The organism is Streptococcus sp. STC1396 (genome assembly GCF_058933875.1).
Genome location: NZ_JBZYCU010000018.1, coordinates 1 through 20,131 on the forward strand (window position 1 = coordinate 1; position 20,131 = coordinate 20,131).

The window sequence follows — 20,131 nt, forward strand, 5'->3', positions numbered from 1 at the left end:
TTGTCAAGCGACGTCTAGCGCCATAGAGCCCTACGACTTTACAAGACACCACTACTTTAACATAAAGAAAAAGTAGTGAGTACTCTCTCCCGTCGGAGATTTCTTCACTACTAATCTTAGTATGTTTTCTACAACAAAATAGGCTCCATAATCCCTGCGGTGGATTTACCCACTACAGAAATTATAGAGCCTTTATTGGCCAAAAATCTCTTTTGAAAGTTTACGGCCTGTAGGAGTTGTAGCTAAACCGCCTTCGGCTGTTTCTCTGAAAGCAGTAGGCAGACTTGAGCCAACTTGATACATAGCGTCAACGACTTCGTCAACAGGAATTTTGGATTCGATTCCCGCAAGAGCCATATCGGCTGCAATAAAGGCGTAACTGGCTCCCATTGCATTTCGCTTGACACAGGGAACTTCTACTAAACCAGCCACAGGATCGCAAATCAAGCCCAGCATGTTTTTGATGACGAAACAGATAGCTTGGCTAGCCTGAAAAGGAGAACCTCCAGCAGCTAGAACTAAAGCAGCTGCACTCATAGCAGAAGCGGAGCCAACCTCAGCTTGACAGCCCCCTTCAGCACCCGAAATTGAGGCGTTATTGGCAATAACTAGGCCAAAAGCGCCTGCAGCTAATAGAAAGTTTAGCTGTTCTTCTTCTGTGAGGCCTAATTTTTCAATAGCGGATGTCAGAACGGCTGGCAGACAACCAGCACTGCCGGCCGTTGGTGTGGCACAAACCAGTCCCATTTTAGCATTGTGTTCATTAACAGCAATAGCATTTTTTGCAGCAGTCAGAACAGTCTGGTCTGACAAAGCTTTTCCTGACTGGATATAATGGTGGAGTTTAGCTGCGTCTCCGCCAGTCAATCCACTGCGAGACTTGCTCTCGTCAAGTCCAAGAAGGACGGAGGCTTTCATGACTTCCAGATTGCGGCCCATCAGTCGCAGGACTTCCTCTCTTTCACGACCAGTTAATTCATACTCGGTAGCAATCATCAATTCAGCAACGTTTCCTTGGTAATCCAAGTCAGCTTGCTCTACCAATTCTTTGATGGAATAAAACATATTTTCTCCTATTTAAAGAAATTCACATTGTGTAGATGAGGAATGTTGCGAATTTCTTCAATGGCTTCCTCACAGCTACGGCTGTCAACTTCGATAATCATAATCGCTTTTTCCCCAGCCTTCTCACGGGTGACATTCATCTGAGCAATGTTGATATTGTAGCGTGACAAGGCTTCTGTGACATGCGCTATCATACCTGGTACATCCTGATGGACAATGATGATGGTCGGAGTATTCATGCTTAGGGATACTGAAAAGCCATTCAGCTCAGTTACTTGAATGTTTCCGCCACCGATAGAGATTCCAGTCACACTGATTGTTTTACGGTCATTTTTGACTGTAATCTTTGTCGTATTGGGGTGGGGAGCATTGCTATCCTTTTGAATCGTCCAGACAATCTTGATGCCATGTTTATGGGCAATTTCAAGGCTGTTAGGGATATCAGGGTCATCTGTCTCCATGCCTAGAATCCCTGCTACAAGAGCCAAGTCAGTTCCGTGACCTCGGTAAGTTTTGGCAAAAGAGTTAAAGAGCTGGAACTCTACTTCCGTTGGTTCATCGTTAAAAATGGAGGAGACGATTTTTCCGATACGGACTGCGCCTGCTGTATGACTGCTTGAAGGGCCAATCATCACAGGTCCGATAATATCAAAAACAGACTGAAATTTTAATGATTTCATCCTTTTCTCCTTGTTTCATCTATTCTTTTTCATTATACCAAAGTAATAGCGATTTAGCTCGGATTTTTGAATGTGTTTTCAGAAGAAATCTTCAAATGTTTCTGGGAATAGTCAAATAATTAAGTGAGTCGTATAAAAAATATAAATGAACTTCTATTTTTATTGATTTCTCATCATTTTTTTATAATCTATTCAAACAAATATAAATAAGGTGTTTTTATTCGTTTGTCAATATGGCTGTAATAAATTTAACTCAAGCAATAAATACCCGTAACAAAGAAAAGATAAGATAGAAATATCATTAAAAAGGAGAATTCTATCTATGAATTTATATTTTAAAAAACAAAATAAAATGCTAAAGGCAGGTTTTCTCGGTGTAATTGCAGGTGCTGCTGTTTTTCTTCCAGTTGTGGCCAATGCAGAAAGCTATACGGTCAAATCAGGCGATACCTTGTCATCAATTGCTGCTTCACATCAGACGACCGTTGAGAAGATTGCTGAAAAAAATAAGATTAGCAATATTAATTTAATTAGTGTTGGGCAGATTTTAGAATTGGACGAATCTGCATCTGAGCAAGTAACTGCTGAGACATCAGCTAAGACTGAAGAAACGTCAGTAAATTCAAATTCTAGTTTGAGTAATGAGGACGCTGAAGCCAAGGAATGGATTGCCCAGAAGGAATCTAGCGGTAGTTATACCGCTCAGAATGGTCAATATTATGGTCGATATCAATTAACCATTACCTATCTAAATGGAGATTTATCACCAGAAAACCAAGAGAAAGTGGCGAATGAATATGTAACCAATCGCTATGGTTCATGGTCAGCTGCTAAAAATTTCTGGTTAGCCAATGGCTGGTATTAAAAAGGTTAATCTTTAGACTGGAGTTAGACTAGGACATTTCTCCTAGCCTTTTGTTTTACAAGCTTCTCTTTTGCAACTAAAAAAAGATGATCAAGTTGTTGGTTTACAAGATTGTCAACGTAATTTACATCGTGGGAAATCTTAAAATTTGAGGAAATTCTATCCGTTGTCCTACTTGTTAAATCGTGATATAATAGACGTTGCTCAAACGACCTTCAATCGTTGAAAGCACAGCACGACCTTCAATCGTGAAATAACGAAAAGATGGGAGAACACAATGAGTGATAACTCTAAGACTCGTGTCGTCGTTGGTATGAGCGGAGGTGTCGATTCATCAGTAACTGCTTTACTCTTGAAAGAGCAAGGTTATGATGTAATTGGCATCTTCATGAAAAACTGGGACGACACAGATGAATTTGGGGTCTGCACAGCCACAGAAGACTACAAGGATGTAGCAGCTGTTGCAGATCAAATTGGTATTCCTTACTACTCTGTCAACTTTGAAAAAGAGTATTGGGATCGCGTTTTTGAATACTTCTTGGCGGAATATCGAGCTGGTAGGACTCCGAATCCAGATGTCATGTGTAATAAGGAAATTAAGTTTAAAGCCTTCCTTGACTATGCCTTGACACTAGGTGCAGATTATGTTGCAACTGGTCATTATGCTCAGGTGAAGAGAGACCAAGATGGCCTAGTTCATATGTTGCGTGGCAAGGACAACAATAAGGATCAGACTTATTTCTTGAGCCAGCTATCGCAGGAACAATTGCAAAAGACCATGTTTCCTCTGGGGCATTTAGAAAAGCTAGAAGTTCGAGCGATTGCTGAAAGGGCAGGTCTGGCAACTGCTAAGAAGAAAGACTCAACTGGTATTTGCTTTATTGGTGAAAAGAATTTTAAAGAATTCTTAAGTCAGTATTTACCGGCCCAGCCTGGTCGCATGATGACCTTGGAAGGCCGAGATATGGGTCAGCATGCTGGGTTGATGTATTATACCATTGGCCAGCGGGGTGGTCTTGGAATTGGTGGTCAGCAAGGCGGTGACAATGAGCCTTGGTTTGTGGTCGGAAAAGACCTTAGCCAAAATATTCTTTATGTCGGTCAAGGATTTTATCATGATAATTTGATGTCAACTAGCCTTGACGCTAGTCAGGTTCATTTCACAAAAGAAATGCCAGAAGAATTTACTATGGAGTGTACAGCTAAGTTCCGTTATCGTCAGCCGGATTCCAAGGTGACAGTTACTGTAAAGGGTGACAAGGCTGTTGTCAACTTTGATCAACCGCAAAGGGCTGTTACTCCAGGTCAAGCAGTCGTCTTCTATGATGGAGATGAGTGCTTAGGTGGTGGTTTGATTGACAGAGCTTATAAGAATGGTCAAGTTTTACAGTACATTTAGATTGACAATTTCGATCAATCTGCTACAATAAGATAAGCAATACCTATGATGGTCAAAGCTCATGGATGTTGCAGGCTTTTTTGTCCTGCACTTCTAGAGACTTGGCCTTTTTTGGTGAAAAAATGAGGGAAAAAGAAAATGACACACAATTTTACTGAAAGTTATGATATTGTCGTGATTGGGGCAGGCCACGCCGGAGTTGAGGCATCGCTGGCTGCCAGTCGAATGGGCTGTAAAGTTCTGCTGGCAACCCTTAATATTGAGATGCTGGCTTTTATGCCCTGCAATCCATCTATCGGAGGATCTGCTAAAGGGATTGTTGTCCGTGAGGTAGATGCTTTGGGCGGTGAGATGGCCAAGAATATTGATAAGAGCTATATTCAGATGAAGATGCTCAACACGGGTAAGGGACCTGCAGTTCGGGCTCTTCGGGCGCAGGCGGATAAGGAAGTCTACTCCAAAGAAATGCGGAAGACTGTCGAAAATCAAGAAAATCTGACCTTGCGGCAAACCATGATTAATGAAATCTTGGTAGAAGATGGTAAGGTAATTGGGGTTAAGACAGCGACCCATCAGGAGTATGCAGCTAAAGCTGTTATTGTTACGACTGGAACAGCCTTGCGGGGAGAAATTATCATCGGTGATCTCAAATATTCATCTGGTCCTAACCACAGTCTGGCAGCCATTCCTTTGGCTGATAACCTGCGTGACTTAGGTTTTGAAATTGGCCGTTTTAAGACTGGAACGCCACCGCGTGTCAAGGCATCATCTATCAATTATGATGTGACCGAGATTCAGCCAGGTGATGAAAAGGCTAATCATTTTTCTTATACGTCTCGCGATGAGGACTATGTGAAAGACCAAGTTCCTTGCTGGCTGACTTATACCAATGCAGAAAGTCATGAAATTATCCAAAATAACCTGCATCGTGCTCCTATGTTTTCAGGTGTAGTTAAAGGAGTGGGGCCTCGTTATTGCCCATCGATTGAGGATAAAATCGTCCGCTTTGCAGACAAGGAACGTCATCAGCTTTTCTTAGAGCCTGAGGGCCGTGATACAGAAGAAGTTTATGTGCAGGGGCTGTCAACTAGTTTGCCAGAAGATGTACAGAAAGACTTGGTTCACTCTATCAAAGGTCTAGAAAACGCTGAGATGATGCGGACAGGTTATGCCATTGAGTATGATATGATTATGCCCCACCAGTTGCGAGCAACTTTGGAAACCAAGAAAATTTCAGGCCTCTTTACAGCAGGTCAGACCAATGGAACATCCGGATATGAAGAAGCAGCAGGTCAAGGAATTATCGCTGGGATTAATGCTGCTTTGAAAATCCAAGGTAAGCCAGAGTTGATCCTGAAGCGCAGTGATGGTTACATTGGAGTCATGATTGATGATTTGGTGACCAAGGGAACCGTAGAACCATATCGACTCTTGACTAGCCGAGCGGAGTACCGTCTGATTCTCCGCCATGACAATGCAGATATGCGCTTGACAGAGATGGGACGAGAAATCGGTCTGGTAGATGACGAGCGTTGGGCGCGTTTTAAGGTTAAAAAGAATCAATTCGACAACGAGATGAAACGGTTGGAATCTATTAAACTGAAGCCTGTCAAGGAAACCAATGCCAAGGTAGAAGAGCTTGGTTTTAAAGCTCTGACAGACGCGGTAACTGCCAAAGAATTTATGCGGCGGCCGGAAGTGTCTTATCAAGATGTGGTTCAATTCATTGGTCCAGCGGCAGAAGAGCTTGATGAGAAGATTATAGAGCTGCTTGAGACAGAGATTAAGTACGAAGGCTATATTTCCAAAGCTCTTGATCAGGTTGAAAAGATGAAGCGTATGGAAGAAAAGCGGATTCCAGCAAATATTGACTGGGATGATATTGACTCGATTGCGACAGAAGCACGGCAGAAGTTTAAGAAAATCAATCCAGAAACGATTGGTCAGGCTAGTCGGATTTCTGGTGTCAATCCAGCAGATATTTCTATTTTGATGGTCTACTTAGAAGGTAAGTCTAGGAGTATTTCAAAAAATAAAGAAAAACAAAATCACGTTTGAAAGTTCAAACGTGATTTCTTGTCATGGAAAGATTGACACCGTTGTAAATAAAGCGTCAATTTATATTTTGGTTTGTAAATGAAGGTGCAATAAATTAAAACGCTATGTGCTCAAATGATAAAAAAATAGGATATAACAATCTGGTCTCAACACTTAATAAATGAAGGTTATTATCAATGCTTGAAATGATAAAAAATAGTATACAGATGATGCAAAAAGAATCAGAATTTTCTTTTAAAATCTCACTCTTTTGTCAATTAAGTTTACAATTTTGACAACAAAAAAGTAAACAAGCAGTGTCTAGTTTAGCATTTTAAAGTTTTTACAATCATAATCATGTCGAATATCTTTTTTGAAAGTTTATTTTCTTTATCTGACTATCTCAATTTTAGTTGATTTCTATAATGAAAGTATGATGTAAACTCGCTTTTTTCTTGGATTTATGGTAAAATGGCGGAATAAGAGGTCTGTGATGGAAAAAAATCGTTTTACCCCTGTGAATCTAGCGATAGCAGGAATCATTTCTTTTATAATATTAACTATCTGTTTACGTTTGTTTGGTGACAGTTTTTCAATGATTGTTGCGCTTTTTGCTGTATTATCAGCCTTAACTATCCTTTTTATTCAACAACAGAGAATCTCTAAATTGGATGAAATTGAACAGATTCATTTTGTCAATCATCAGGCAGAAGCTAGTTTGACTGCATTACTAGATAAGATGCCTGTGGGAGTTATCAAGTTTAACGAAGAGAATGAGGATGTTGAATGGTTTAATCCTTATGCTGAATTAATTTTTATAAAAGAAGACGGGAATTTTGATACAGCACTGCTGCAAACTATTTTACAAGCAGCTTATTCAGGTACAGGACACTACGCAACAGTAGGTGATAAGAAATACTCTGTTTATTTAGATTCGGCTTCTAATGTAATTTATTTTTTTGATGCTTCTAATGAGTATGAAGCAACTGTTGGTTTAGTGACAACTCGTCCGGTTATTGGGATTGTCTCGGTCGACAATTATGATGACTTAGAAGATGTTGTTTCAGATTCAGATATTAGTCATATCAATAGTTTTGTTGCTAACTTTGTTGCGGAATTTTCAGAGCAATTTCATATGTTTTATCGTCGGGTTGGGATGGACCGTTATTATTTATTTACGGATTATACGGTTTTGGAGCAGCTGATGGATAATAAATTTTCGATTATTGATCAATTTCGTGCAGAGGCCAAGAATCGGCAACTTCCCTTGACACTTAGTATGGGCTTTTCTTATGGGGATGGCAAGCATGATGAGATCGGTAAGACCGCTCTCCTTAATCTTAACCTAGCTGAGGTACGGGGGGGAGATCAGGCGGTTGTCAAAGAAAATAATGAAACGAAGAATCCAGTCTATTTTGGTGGTGGAACGGCTGCGTCAGTGAAACGTACTCGCACCCGAACCAGAGCCATGATGACAGCTATCTCAGATAAAATAAAAAGTGTGGATCAGGTTTTTGTAGTTGGTCATAGAAATCTTGATATGGATGCCTTGGGTTCTTCGCTTGGGATGCAGCTCTTTGCTAGTAATATTATTGACCAAGCTTACGTTGTCTACGACGACCAGCAGATGGCGTCAGATATTCAGCGGGCAATCAAAAAATTGAGTCTGGAAGGTGCGGATTATCTGTTGACGCTCTCCGAAGCTATGAATAGGGTGACTAGTCGCTCGCTCTTGATTATGGTAGACCATTCTAAGTTGGCTCTAACTCTCTCCAAAGAGTTTTTTGACCGATTTAGCCAAACAATCGTGGTGGACCATCACCGTCGGGATGAGGATTTTCCTGAGAATGCAGTTATTGCTTATATTGAAAGTGGTGCTAGTAGTGCCAGCGAGTTGGTGACGGAGCTGATTCAGTTTCAAAATTCCAAGAAGAACCGCTTGAATAAGATTCAGGCTAGCATTCTTATGGCTGGCATAATGCTGGACACCAAGAAATTCACTTCGAGAGTGACGAGTCGAACCTTTGATGTGGCTAGCTATTTGCGAAATCGTGGTAGTGATAGTGTCGTCATTCAGGATATTTCTGCGACAAATTTTGAAGAATATCGAGCAGTCAATGAGCTGATTCTCAACGGTAAGAAGATTTTGCCAAATGTGATTGTAGCAGCTGGGCCTGATAATACTAGCTATGATACAGTTGTGATTAGTAAGGCGGCTGATACGATGCTAGCCATGTCGGGAATTGAGGCAACGTTTGTAGTGAGTAAAAATACCGAAGGTTATGTATCCATTTCAGCTCGTAGTCGCAGCAAAATTAATGTTCAGCGGATTATGGAGAAAATGGGCGGTGGTGGGCACTTTAATCTTGCAGCTGCGCAAGTTAGTGATCAGTCTATTTCTGAAGTGACCCAACGCTTAAACCAAGAGATCATGGATCAAGTTATAAAAAATGAAGAAATAATTGAAAAGGGGAATTGAAATGAAAGTTATTTTTTTAGCAGATGTGAAGGGAAAAGGGAAAAAGGGTGAGATTAAGGAAATGCCTACGGGCTACGCTCAAAATTTCTTAATCAAGAAAAACTTGGCTAAGGAAGCAACTGCACAAGCTATTGGGGAGTTGAGAGGAAAGCAAAAATCTCAAGAAAAGGCTCATGCAGAGATGGTGGCAGAGGCTCAGGCGATTAGAGCCAAGCTGGAAGAGGAAGCAACTGTTGTCGCTTTTACTGAGAAGGTCGGGCCAGACGGACGGACTTTCGGTTCTATTACCAACAAAAAAATTGCTGATGAACTACAAAAGCAATTTGGTCTGAAAATTGACAAACGGAATATCAAGGTTGACTCTCCAATTCGTTCAATTGGTTTGATTGATGTTCCTGTAAAAATTTACCAAGATGTGACGAGCGTAATTCGCCTGCGGGTTACGGAAGGGTAGAAAGGGAATAAAGGAAGGATTCACCTATGGCAGAGATTGATGAGTTGCGAGCTCAGCCTCAAGATATTTTAGCAGAGCAGTCTGTACTAGGGGCCATTTTCATCGATGAGAGCAAACTGGTCTTTGTCCGTGAATATATTGAGCCTGGAGATTTCTTTAAATATGCCAATCGTTTGATTTTTAAGGCGATGATTGACTTGGCGGATCGAGGGGATGCCATCGATGCGACCACTGTGCGCAATATTTTGGACAGCCAAGGCGATTTGCAGAATATTGGCGGATTGAGCTATCTGGTGGAGGTCGTTAATTCTGTGCCGACCTCTGCCAATGCAGAGTATTATGCTAAAATCGTCTCCGAGAAAGCAATTTTGCGCCGGCTGATTTCGCGTTTGACGGAATCCATCAACCAAGCCTATGATGGCGAGAAACTGTCAGAGGAAATCATTGCGGGTGCAGAAAAAGCCTTGATTGATGTCAGCGAAACAGCCAATCGCAGCGGTTTTAAAAACATCCAAGATATTCTCAATCTTAACTTTGCTAATCTAGAAGCACGTTCTCAGCAAACTACTGATATTACAGGAATTGCGACGGGTTACCGTGAGTTGGATAAGATGACGACGGGCTTGCACGAAGAAGAGTTAATCATCCTAGCTGCTCGTCCTGCGGTCGGAAAGACGGCCTTTGCCCTCAATATCGCCCAGAATATCGGGACCAAGCTGGATAAGACAGTGGCTATCTTCTCCCTAGAAATGGGGGCAGAGAGTCTGGTGGACCGGATGCTGGCCTCAGAAGGAGTGATTAATTCTCACTCCATTCGTACTGGGCAACTGACAGATGAAGAGTGGCAGAAATATACCATTGCGACAGCGAATCTGGCTAATGCGAGTATTTATATTGATGATACGCCGGGGATTCGGATTACAGAGATTCGTTCGCGAGCGCGCAAGTTGTCTCAGGAGACAGGGAATCTTGGGCTGATTTTGATTGACTACCTGCAATTGATTACAGGAACGGGTCGTGAAAACCGCCAACAGGAAGTTTCGGAAATTTCCCGCCAGCTTAAGATTTTAGCTAAGGAGCTCAAGGTTCCGGTTATTGCGCTGAGTCAGCTCTCGCGTGGCGTGGAGCAGCGGCAGGATAAGCGACCAGTGCTGTCTGATATTCGGGAGTCTGGATCTATTGAGCAGGATGCGGATATCGTAGCCTTCCTTTATCGGGATGACTATTATGAACGGGCCGGTGAGGAAGAGGAAGGCATTCCAAATAATAAAGTCGAAGTTATTATTGAGAAAAACCGGAGCGGGGCGCGTGGAACAGTTGAGCTGATTTTCCAAAAAGAATATAATAAGTTTTCAAGTATTTCTAAAAGAGAGGATGTATAGTATGAGTGATGCATTTACGGATGTAGCAAAAATGAAGAAAATCAAGGAGGACATCAAGGCACATGAGGGGCAGATAGTAGAAATGACTCTGGAAAATGGTCGCAAGCGCCAAAAAAGTAAACAGGGCCGCTTGATTGAAGTTTACCCTTCTTTATTTATCGTTGAATATGCAAATGAAGGGGGACAACCAGGTGAAATTACGAACACCTATGTGGAATCTTACACTTATTCAGATATTTTGACAGAGAAAAATTTAATTCGTTATTTTGACCAAGAATAACATGTAATTCCAGAATTTTGTATTGCTTTCTAGAGTTGGTTAAAAAGCCCCAACTTTAAGGAACAGTTCATTTCTGGGATTTTTTCTTAGCCTGAACATGTTTTGCTAAAGATAGCAAATGAGGGCTGGACTGGCTGATTGGCTGACAATAATTATATTTCAGCAAGGGGAGGATTCTTTGTCGGAATCCAGTGCTTAGTATCAATCATAGAAACAAGTTTTAAGAGAACCGAGAATGGCTTTTGTAAAGAAAAAGGTTGGTAAAAGAAATGATTAAAAATTTGGTTTTTGATTTAGGAAATGTTCTGATTGAATGGAATTCTGAGAAAATCTTAACGTATTTTGAACCTGAAAATGAGCGGCGTCAGGCTCTTAAGCAGGCCATTTTTGAGTCGGGTATCTGGCATCAAACAGACAAGGGAGAGCTGAGTTTGAAAGAAGCCTGTGAGGAAGTACTGGCTCAGCTAGATGCTTCCTATCATTCTACAATTAAGAACACCTTTTACCATTGGTATGAGGTCGTGCAAGTTTACAGTGGTTTACAGGAGAAGATTCGGATATGGGCTAATCAGGGCTATCGCATTTACATCTTGTCAACCACTTGCGAAATTTTTTACCATATTGAAAAGGCTGGTTTGTTACCAATCTATCCACTGCTTTCGGGCTATATCCTCTCATCAGAGGTCGGGGTTGTCAAGCCAGAGTCAGAGATTTATCAAAAACTGCTGAAAAAGTACAATCTGGATCCAGTGGAATCCGTCTTCATTGATGATATTCAGGCTAACTTAGATACGGCAGCTGAATTGGGCTTTGAAACCATCTTATCCACAAGCGAGACAGACAATATAAGGGCTTTGGAGGCTTTGCTAGCTGCGAAAGGAAAGTTTGACTAAACTATGAGATTTCATATTCATCTGCAATTGGAAGTGGTGAAACCAAGCTCCAACCTTGACAATTGCTGATGATTGCGCTATCATAGTCCTATATATGGGAGTCTGTGTACAGTCTGAGAGGAAGTGTAAGCTTCGACCGCACCTGATCTGGGTAATGCCAGCGTAGGGAATTATGCATGAGAAATCAGAGGTATTTTTGCGCACTTTTCCATATATGGAAAAGTTTTTTGTTATTAGTAGAAAAGGAGATAGGAGAATGCAGGCCAGCATCGCTTTACAGATCCTTCCTTTGTCAAATGATGTGAATCGTTTGACAGTCATAGAGGAAGTGATTGAGTTTTTGCAAAAACAGCCAATGAAGATGGTCGTGACGCCTTTTGAGACCGTTCTAGAAGGGGAATGGGAGACCTTATTTCCTATTCTGCAGCAGGCGATTGAGCTTGCAGGCACTCAGGCAGACAATGTCTTTGCTAATGTGAAAATAAACTATGGAAAGATTTTAAGTATTGATGAAAAACTTGAAAAATATCCTGCGGCAGCAGATTAGCCTTTTGGGTATGCTGGGAATCCTTGTCATCTGGCAGGTTATGGGCTGGCTCAAGCTCTTGCCCAAGTTTATCCTGCCGACACCTCTGGAAATCGGCCAGGCCTTTATCAGAGATGCTGGATTTCTAGCAAGCCATAGTTGGGCGACCTTAAAAGTAGCCTTGCTGGGTTTAGTCTTGGGTGTCATCTTGGCCTGTATACTAGCTGTACTCATGGACAGCATGAGCTGGCTCAATGATCTGATCTATCCTATGATGGTCGTGGTACAGACGATTCCGACCATTGCTTTGGCGCCAATTCTGGTTCTCTGGCTGGGTTATGGGATTTTGCCCAAGATTGTGCTCATTATTCTGACGACGACTTTTCCGATTATCGTCAGTATTCTGGACGGTTTTCGGCATTGTGACCGGGATACTCTGACTCTCTTTGAGCTTATGCAGGCCAATCGCTGGCAGATTCTCTGGCATTTTAAGATTCCAGTCAGTCTGCCCTATTTCTATGCGGGCTTGCGCGTCAGTGTTTCTTATGCCTTTATCACGACCGTGGTTTCCGAATGGCTGGGCGGTTTCGAAGGCTTGGGTGTTTACATGATTCAGTCGAAAAAACTTTTCCAGTACGACACCATGTTTGCTATTATCATATTGGTTTCGGTTATCAGTCTTCTGGGGATGAAGTTGGTGGCTGTCAGTGAAAAATATGTCATTAAGTGGAAATAGGAGCTCAGCTCTGCTATTTTCCAAAAAAGAAAAGAGGATTATAATGAAAAAAACTTATAAAATGTTGCTGGCAGGCTTGGCTGCTGTGTCAATCATCGGCCTAGTGGCCTGCGGTCAGTCGAAATCTACGTCTGAAAGCAAGGATAAAAAGATTGATTTTATCCTAGACTGGTCACCCAACACCAATCATACCGGACTTTACGTAGCTCAGGAAAAGGGCTACTTCAAGGAAGCAGGCGTGGATGTGGATATCAAGTTGCCGCCAGAAGACAGCAGCTCGGATCTGATTATCAATGGCAAGGCACCTTTTGGTATTTATTTCCAGGACTCCATGGCTAAAAAACTAGATAAGGGTGCGGAAATTACAGCCGTTGCGGCTATTGTAGAGCATAATACTTCGGGTATTATTTCTAAGAAGTCAGCTGGTATTACAAGCCCTAAAGATCTGGCTGGGAAGAAATACGGCACCTGGAATGACCCTGTGGAGATAGGCATGCTCAAAACCTTGGTTGAAAGCCAAGGCGGTCAGTTTGATGAGGTAGAGAAGGTTCCCAATAACGATTCCAACTCTATTACGCCGATTGAAAATGGCTTGTTTGATGCAGCGTGGATTTATCATGGCTGGGACGGCATCATGGCTCAGACTCAGGGCATGGATACTAATTTCTTTTACATGAAAGACTATGTCAAAGAGTTTGACTACTATTCACCAGTCATTATTGCCAATAATGACTATCTGAAGAAGAATCCGGAAGAGGCGAAAAAAGTCCTCCAGGCCATCAAAAAAGGCTATCAATATGCCATGGAACATCCTGAAGAAGCAGCGGATATTTTAATCAAGCATGCGCCAGAGCTGAAAAGCAAATGTGACTTTGTCTTGGCTTCTCAAAAATATCTGTCTGAGCAATATGCATCGGATAAGGACAAGTGGGGTCAGTTTGAGGCTAGTCGTTGGAATGCCTTTTACAAATGGGCCAAGGATAAGGGTATCGTGGACAATGACTTGAGTGACAAGGGATTTAGCAACAATTATATAAAATAATGACAGAAATTAAACTTGAAAATATAAGTTATGCTTATGATGAGCAGCAGATTTTGAAAGATATCAGCCTAGAGGTAGAAGCAGGCCAGGTCGTAGCGATTTTGGGACCTAGTGGAGTCGGGAAAACGACCCTCTTTAATCTGATTGCTGGGATTTTGGAGGTGCAGTCGGGCAGGATTGTCCTAGACGGGCAGGAAAATCCCAAGGGCCGAGTGAGTTATATGCTACAGAAGGACTTGCTACTTGAGCACAAGACGGTGCTGGGCAATGTTATCTTGCCCCTGCTAATCCGCAAGGTATCAAAAAAAGAAGCGACGGAGCAGGCAAGTCAGATTTTGAAGGAGTTCGGGCTCTTTGATGTGGCAGGCAAGTATCCACATGAGCTGAGTGGAGGGATGCGGCAGCGCGTGGCTCTGCTGCGGACCTATATGTTCGGTCACAAGCTATTTCTTCTAGACGAGGCCTTTAGTGCCTTGGATGAGCTGACCAAGATGGAGCTACACACTTGGTATCTGGATATTCATCGTAGGCTGGGTCTGACGACTCTCCTTATCACTCATAGCATCGAGGAAGCTCTGGCTCTCAGCGACCGTATCTATATTCTGAAAAATCGGCCTGGGCAAATTGTGGCAGATCTCCAATTGACTTGGTCAGACAGCGAGGATAAGGAACTGCAGAAGCTGCGATACAAGCAGGAGATTTTGAAGCTTTTGGGAGTAGAAAAGTAGGCAAAAAATCCGTTTCTCATAAGAGTTATGGATTTTTAGCTTTTTTAACTAATCTTTTTTCAAAAATTTATCTCTATAATATTGGAAGTAAGTTTTCTTACCTGTGATCATTACAATTCTTCCTTCTAAACCATAGCGGAGTTGCTTAGCTTCTTGGTCTGTCAATGTAGTCTCTGCTTCTAATTTGAAAAAATTTCCTTTTTCTGTCTTGCTTGCAGTAGTATCGATGTTGCTAATCTTGGAAGTCAGAGTTTCTTGCTTGTTAATATCGTTTATGGTTGTGAAGCGAATAGGGTTACCGACTTTAAGATGAGCGATATCCTTGGAAGAAATATAAGCGGTAATCTTAATTTTCTTTTCCGTGGTCAGGACAGGATAGAGTTGGGCAAGGAGACTTCCCTCAGGTACTAAGGTGGAATGGCTAGTCTCAGGATTGAGGTGAAGTATCCCATTTTCAGGTGCTGTAATGACAGTTTTTTGAATCATCCCATCTTGCACCTTTCTTCCAGTTTCTGTTTCAAGAATTTTTTGCTCTAAATCAGTTAATTCTTGAGCAACCTTAGTTAGTTGCTGAGCTTTGAGTGATTCTAGCTGACTGTTTAACCCAGTCGAGTAGGCTTGCCGAGCACCTGAACCTGCATATTGGATGCGGTAGCTTGCCAGTGTTCCTTCTAATTGAGCAATCTGTGTATCTGCTTGTGCCAGTATTTGACTTTTTAGCTGGTCTTGCGTGTCCATGTTTACTTGTGCTTGATAGGTTTGGTAGAGGGAATAGCCTGCGTTACTACCATCTACTACTGAGTCATTTTGAATAGCTATCTTGACTGATCTATAGTCTGAAATTTTAGCTTGGGTCTCAGAAATGAGTTTTGCAATCTCTGTCTGTGCACTGCTAGCAGCAGCGTTTTGTGAAGCAATGGCTGCATTTTGCTGGTCTGTATTACTACGGAGACTGACGGCCTGACTTTGATAATCTCGAAAAGATTGCCGGTAGCCAAAATTATCGGCTTCTGGGAACTGATCATTCCCAGTTTGGAGACTAGCTTGTAAATACTCCAATTGTTTTTTCTGATCTTGGAGCATATCTAGCTGGTTAGAGTAGCTAGCTTTCTGTAGCTCTTCCGCTCCATTTTGATATTGAATGAGCAGGTCACCTTGTTTGACACACTTGTTTTCTGCGAGATGATTCATAATGATTGTATTATTACTCGTGGACTGGATGTTAGAAATGATACGACTAGGCTCCAGACTGGCACTTGATGAGACAGTAATCTCTTTTTGAGCAAAGAGTCCGAAGAGTAGGGTAAAAAGAAAGAGCAAAGTAATAGGAATAATAACCCTACTAGAGAAATTGTGATAGCGACGGTTGTAAAACTCAGCGCTTTCTAAAAAATCTTGGGCCACTAGGTTCTCCTTTCTAGCTATTGACCAGATTGGCATAGAAGCCGCCCTGATCCAGCAGATCTGTATGGCTACCCTGCTCTACAATGCGGCCGTGATCCATCACTACGACATGCTCGGTTCGCTCGGCAATTGTCAGACGATGGGCGATAAAAATCAAGGTTTTATCCAAAGCTAGCAGATTATCAACAATTCGTTTTTCTGTTAAAATATCCAAGCTGCTAGTAGCCTCATCTAAAATCAAAATAGGAGCATCCGTCAATAGAGCCCTTGCTAAGGCGATTCGTTGACGTTGACCGCCCGAAATCCCAGCTCCATCAGAGGTTAGCTCAGTCTGGTAACTTAGAGGCATGTTTTCAATGTCTGCACGAATCTCTGCTAGTTCGACAGCACGCAAAACATCTTCTTGCGTAGTACCTTCTTTGGCGCCCAAAAGCAGGTTGTCCATGATCGTGCCGTTAAAGACATAGGGCTGTTGTGGAAGATAGTTGATATGCTGGCGGAGAGCATGTTTGTCAATCTGGTTAAGATTAACCCCACCTAGACTAATCTGCCCAGCACTAGGGTCGTAAAAATTGACAATCATTTTAGCAAGCGTAGTTTTACCTGAGCCGGAAATCCCAACAAAAGCAACCTTTGATTTCTGCTTGATGGTTAGGTTGATATTGGCTAGAACATCTCGTCTATACCCATATTTGTAGCTAACATTTTTAAACTCAATGTCGCCTGTCATCAAACTAAGATCAGATATGATCTTTTTCTCCTCAAACTCAGATTCTACTAAATAGACCTCGTTGAGTCGATTATTAGCTACCTGAGCTGTTTGGAGTTTGGTTTGGAGATTGATGATGTTTTCCAGCGGATTTGTGAAATAGATCAAGAGGGTGTTGTAGGTGATGAGCTGTCCCAGAGTCATCTGCTTATTCATGACCAGCCCCGCCCCCATGCAGAGGATAGCAACATTCAGAAGTAACTGAGCTACTTTTTTTAGCGCTTTTTGCTGACTTTCTGCTCTACTATAGACAAAGGATTTTTTTAAATAATCTACAAATTCTCTATCAATCTTCTGATAGCGAAGTTTTTCACTGGTAAGAGACTTAATAGTCTCCATGCCGTTAATATCCTCAATAATGGAAGAGGATAGCACAGCATTGGCCTCCATAGTGTCACGGTTCATCTTTTCAAAGGGTTTCATAAAGGCAAAGATAAGGAGTGTGTAGATAGGTAGGGCCAAGAGACTAATAAAAAAGAGGTTGGTATTTTGTGAGAACAGGACTACTGAGATGATTAGTACGATTGAAACATCGAGAAATATAGATAAGATGGTACTTGCAAGAGCATCAATGATACTATTGGCATCAGTAAAACGAGAAACGATTTCTCCTGTTCGCCGTGTTGCAAAGAAAGACATTGGAAGGTGAAAAACATGCTTGATATAGGACAAAATGACATCAATAGACAAACGTTGTCCCAAAACCAAAAGTAAATAATCCTGAGCGTAACTCAAAACTTGCTGTAAAATATACACCAAGACCAAGCCCAGCGAGATGATCCCTAGCGTACTCCGCATCTGGTCAGGTACATAGGTGTCGATAATAGACTGGAGATAGTAGGAACCAATAATGTTGATAATGGTCACCAGAAAGGTTGCAAGAACGATATTGGTCATCAAGCTCTTTTGTCTAATCAAAATAGGAAGGAAAGAAAGAAGTCCTTGCTTTTGCTCTTTGTGCGGTTTGTAGTCAGGCGTCGGTGCTATGAATATTGCCACTCCTGTCCATTCTGACTCAAAATGTTCCCTAGGTAGCTTGGTCATCTTGACCGTAGGGTCAGGGTCAGCAATATGGATAAATTTCTTATCTTGCCCAGTCACTACATAGTAGTGTAGCAATTTGCCATTTTTGACTACATGCGCTACGAAAGGGTAAGTTAAGTCATTGTGCTCAAAGAGGGACATATCTGCTCTTATGGTTCGCGTCTCAAAGTTTAGCTTATCAGCGACCCTAACCAAACCAAAAGCTGTCGTGCCCTCCATGGTAGTTTTGGCTAACTCTCGTAGATGCGCTAGTGAGTAATGGGAGCCGTAGTAACCAAAAACCATGGCCAAAGATGTCACGCCGCAATCCATTTGGTCCACCTGAGGACGGTAGTGTCGACGGCGAAATTTCATAGAAGTCTCCTTTTGAAAATATTTTCTGTAATTATATAGGCTCTGTTGTATTTTAACAATTTGCATCGTATATTGAAGCCTCATATAATGAATAAGTCTATTATAATGTAAACTGTTATCACAAAAACAACTGAATCCCAAAAGTTAAAAAGTGTGCCTGAATGGTAGTTGAATGCCAATGACAAAGTGGACTGATATAGACCTTCTTTCAGCTGTTTTCTGATTTTACCTCTTTACATTCTTCATATTTCATGGTACAATAGCCTTTGTGTGAAATAGCAGCAGGAAAGCATGAAGCTCGTCAACAGAACATCAGCTATAAAAGTAGCCTTAGCTGTTTGGGCGAAAATGTTCTGCACGAATCAGGGCTTTCTAAGTGACTATTTCCACCGAAATATTATTTATATCAGGAGGACATACATATGTCACGTTATACAGGACCATCTTGGAAACAAGCTCGTCGCCTTGGCCTTTCACTTACAGGTACAGGTAAAGAATTGGCACGTCGTAACTACGTACCAGGACAACACGGACCAAACAACCGTTCAAAATTGTCAGAATACGGTTTGCAATTGGCTGAAAAACAAAAACTTCGTTTCACTTACGGTGTAGGTGAAAAACAATTCCGTAACTTGTTCGTACAAGCTACAAAAATCAAAGGCGGAATCCTTGGTTTCAACTTCATGCTTCTTTTGGAACGTCGTTTGGATAACGTTGTTTACCGTCTTGGTCTTGCGACTACTCGTCGTCAAGCTCGTCAATTCGTAAACCACGGTCACATCCTTGTTGACGGCAAACGTGTTGATATCCCATCATACCGCGTAACTCCAGGTCAAGTGATCTCAGTTCGTGAAAAATCATTGAAAGTTCCAGCTATCCTTGAAGCAGTTGAAGCAACTCTTGGACGTCCAGCATTCGTATCATTCGACGCTGAAAAATTGGAAGGTTCATTGACTCGCTTGCCAGAACGCGATGAAATCAACCCAGAAATCAACGAAGCGCTCATCGTCGAATTCTACAACCAAAAACTTTAATTTCTATTGAAAATTTATTCAGAAGCCGATTTCGGCTTCTTTTATTATGGCTTCAAGCTAGTTTTTCTCGCAGAGAAAAACTAGAAAAAGAGGCTGGGACAAAAAGATTTCAATTTTTAAAAATCTTAATTATTAAGCCCTTCAAATCTATAATTAAATGCAAAAAGCGAACAAAGCAGAATTCTGATTACCAGAAAACTAGTTTTGTTCGCTTTTTATATTTGAGGTCGGACTTTTGTCCCAGCCTCCTGACTCGATTAACAAAAAGAGACTGAGAAAAAATTGTCCCAGCCTTTATTTAGTTGTTGAATTTTATAGCATCTTTAAAAGAAGATGAGCCATTTGTTCGGGATTTTCTTTTTTTCCCCGAGAAATCCACATCTGGCAGACTCCAAAGAAGGCATTGGAGAGGTAGACGGTGCTATATTCTTTTTCAATTTGACTATAGACTTTTTTGCTAAAACGCTCTTGCAAGCTTTCAGATAGCATGATTTGAAGTTTATGACGCAGGAAATTTTGGATTTCCCTGGTGCCATTTTCTGTCAAGAGGGCAGCCAGAAGGGGCTCTTGGGTCAGGAATTGAAAGACTTCCGTGATAGCTACCGCGATATCTTCTTGATTATTTTCAAAGATGTGTTCTAGTTGATGAAAGAGGCCTTGCTGATAGCGTTCAATCATATCATATTTATCTTTGTAGTGGGTATAAAAGCTACTGCGGCTGATGCCAGCAGCTCTGGCCAATTCGACCGTTGTGATGTGGTCAAATGATTCCTTATGCAACAATTCAACCATGGCCTTCTCAATGATAGCCTTGGTTTTTTTACGTTTATTACTTTCTATCATCCGTATTTTTCCTTTGCTGGTGAATTATACAAAATTAGACAATGTGTTCAAAAAAATGAATTTTCTGCTTGCCTTAATTTTTTTATTGTGTATAATCTATTATATCAAATTTTTAGA

At 41.5% G+C, this 20,131-nt stretch carries 18 protein-coding genes; 13 read left to right on the forward strand and 5 right to left on the reverse strand.

Annotated elements, in window-relative coordinates; genetic code table 11:
• Nucleotides 1-192: 192 nt before the first annotated feature.
• Nucleotides 193-1,065 (reverse strand): L-serine ammonia-lyase, iron-sulfur-dependent, subunit alpha, encoded by an 873-nt coding sequence (gene sdaAA, locus AC5FEC_RS07280; RefSeq protein WP_037615027.1) that lies wholly within the window; start codon nucleotides 1,063-1,065, stop codon nucleotides 193-195.
• Nucleotides 1,066-1,073: 8 nt separating this feature from the next.
• The gene (sdaAB, locus tag AC5FEC_RS07285) at nucleotides 1,074-1,745 is read right to left on the reverse strand and encodes an L-serine ammonia-lyase, iron-sulfur-dependent subunit beta (RefSeq protein WP_493661774.1); all 672 of its coding nucleotides are present in this window, start codon (nucleotides 1,743-1,745) and stop codon (nucleotides 1,074-1,076) included.
• Nucleotides 1,746-2,097: 352 nt separating this feature from the next.
• Here sdaAB and apf point away from each other — a divergent pair, with 352 nt between their 5' ends.
• The 12 genes from apf to AC5FEC_RS07345 all read left to right on the forward strand — a co-directional run bounded on the left by apf (nucleotide 2,098) and on the right by AC5FEC_RS07345 (nucleotide 14,566).
• A complete protein-coding gene (gene apf, locus AC5FEC_RS07290) occupies nucleotides 2,098-2,610 on the forward strand; it encodes an aggregation-promoting factor (protein WP_244880070.1) in 513 nt (170 codons plus the stop codon).
• A gap of 253 nt (nucleotides 2,611-2,863) precedes the next feature.
• A complete protein-coding gene (gene mnmA, locus AC5FEC_RS07295; RefSeq protein WP_493661797.1) occupies nucleotides 2,864-4,009 on the forward strand; it encodes a tRNA 2-thiouridine(34) synthase MnmA in 1,146 nt (381 codons plus the stop codon).
• Nucleotides 4,010-4,147: 138 nt separating this feature from the next.
• Nucleotides 4,148-6,067, forward strand: coding sequence for a tRNA uridine-5-carboxymethylaminomethyl(34) synthesis enzyme MnmG (mnmG, locus tag AC5FEC_RS07300; protein ID WP_234549496.1), 1,920 nt, complete (start codon nucleotides 4,148-4,150; stop codon nucleotides 6,065-6,067).
• Between the two features lie 472 nt (nucleotides 6,068-6,539).
• Nucleotides 6,540-8,525 carry a GGDEF domain-containing protein gene (locus AC5FEC_RS07305; RefSeq protein ID WP_459350097.1) on the forward strand — a complete coding sequence of 662 codons (1,986 nt, stop codon included), beginning with the start codon at nucleotides 6,540-6,542 and terminating at the stop codon, nucleotides 8,523-8,525.
• A gap of 1 nt (nucleotide 8,526) precedes the next feature.
• Nucleotides 8,527-8,979 carry a 50S ribosomal protein L9 gene (gene rplI / locus AC5FEC_RS07310; RefSeq protein WP_268735479.1) on the forward strand — a complete coding sequence of 151 codons (453 nt, stop codon included), beginning with the start codon at nucleotides 8,527-8,529 and terminating at the stop codon, nucleotides 8,977-8,979.
• A gap of 26 nt (nucleotides 8,980-9,005) precedes the next feature.
• The gene (gene dnaB / locus AC5FEC_RS07315; protein ID WP_037615013.1) at nucleotides 9,006-10,361 is read left to right on the forward strand and encodes a replicative DNA helicase; all 1,356 of its coding nucleotides are present in this window, start codon (nucleotides 9,006-9,008) and stop codon (nucleotides 10,359-10,361) included.
• 1 nt (nucleotide 10,362) lies between these two features.
• Nucleotides 10,363-10,641: a Veg family protein gene (locus AC5FEC_RS07320; protein WP_062201599.1), complete on the forward strand. Its 279-nt coding sequence runs from the start codon at nucleotides 10,363-10,365 to the stop codon at nucleotides 10,639-10,641.
• Between the two features lie 269 nt (nucleotides 10,642-10,910).
• Complete coding sequence (locus AC5FEC_RS07325; RefSeq protein WP_493661775.1) at nucleotides 10,911-11,534, forward strand: HAD family hydrolase; 624 nt, start codon at nucleotides 10,911-10,913, stop codon at nucleotides 11,532-11,534.
• Between the two features lie 256 nt (nucleotides 11,535-11,790).
• Nucleotides 11,791-12,081: a thiamine-binding protein gene (locus AC5FEC_RS07330; protein ID WP_493661776.1), complete on the forward strand. Its 291-nt coding sequence runs from the start codon at nucleotides 11,791-11,793 to the stop codon at nucleotides 12,079-12,081.
• Entirely contained in the window at nucleotides 12,044-12,796 is a 753-nt protein-coding gene (locus AC5FEC_RS07335; RefSeq protein WP_493661777.1) for an ABC transporter permease, read from the forward strand. Before AC5FEC_RS07330 ends, AC5FEC_RS07335 begins: the two co-directional genes overlap by 38 nt.
• Before the next feature lie 43 nt (nucleotides 12,797-12,839).
• Nucleotides 12,840-13,838 carry an ABC transporter substrate-binding protein gene (locus AC5FEC_RS07340; RefSeq protein WP_493661778.1) on the forward strand — a complete coding sequence of 333 codons (999 nt, stop codon included), beginning with the start codon at nucleotides 12,840-12,842 and terminating at the stop codon, nucleotides 13,836-13,838.
• On the forward strand, nucleotides 13,838-14,566 hold the full coding sequence (locus AC5FEC_RS07345) for an ABC transporter ATP-binding protein (RefSeq protein ID WP_493661779.1): 729 nt from the start codon (nucleotides 13,838-13,840) through the stop codon (nucleotides 14,564-14,566). The genes AC5FEC_RS07340 and AC5FEC_RS07345 overlap by 1 nt, the downstream gene beginning before the upstream one ends.
• A 48-nt stretch (nucleotides 14,567-14,614) precedes the next feature.
• On the opposite strand, the gene AC5FEC_RS07350 is transcribed toward AC5FEC_RS07345, so the two are convergent.
• Together AC5FEC_RS07350 and comA are read right to left on the reverse strand one after the other, a co-directional pair.
• Nucleotides 14,615-15,970: a bacteriocin secretion accessory protein gene (locus tag AC5FEC_RS07350; RefSeq protein ID WP_493661780.1), complete on the reverse strand. Its 1,356-nt coding sequence runs from the start codon at nucleotides 15,968-15,970 to the stop codon at nucleotides 14,615-14,617.
• A gap of 13 nt (nucleotides 15,971-15,983) precedes the next feature.
• Nucleotides 15,984-18,137, reverse strand: a complete 2,154-nt coding sequence (gene comA / locus AC5FEC_RS07355) for a peptide cleavage/export ABC transporter ComA (protein ID WP_493661781.1) — start codon at nucleotides 18,135-18,137, stop codon at nucleotides 15,984-15,986.
• A gap of 422 nt (nucleotides 18,138-18,559) precedes the next feature.
• Here comA and rpsD point away from each other — a divergent pair, with 422 nt between their 5' ends.
• Complete coding sequence (gene rpsD / locus AC5FEC_RS07360) at nucleotides 18,560-19,171, forward strand: 30S ribosomal protein S4 (RefSeq protein ID WP_037614998.1); 612 nt, start codon at nucleotides 18,560-18,562, stop codon at nucleotides 19,169-19,171.
• Nucleotides 19,172-19,483: 312 nt separating this feature from the next.
• Here rpsD and AC5FEC_RS07365 read toward each other — a convergent pair whose 3' ends face one another.
• A complete protein-coding gene (locus AC5FEC_RS07365) occupies nucleotides 19,484-20,014 on the reverse strand; it encodes a TetR/AcrR family transcriptional regulator (RefSeq protein WP_037614996.1) in 531 nt (176 codons plus the stop codon).
• Nucleotides 20,015-20,131 lie beyond the last annotated feature (117 nt).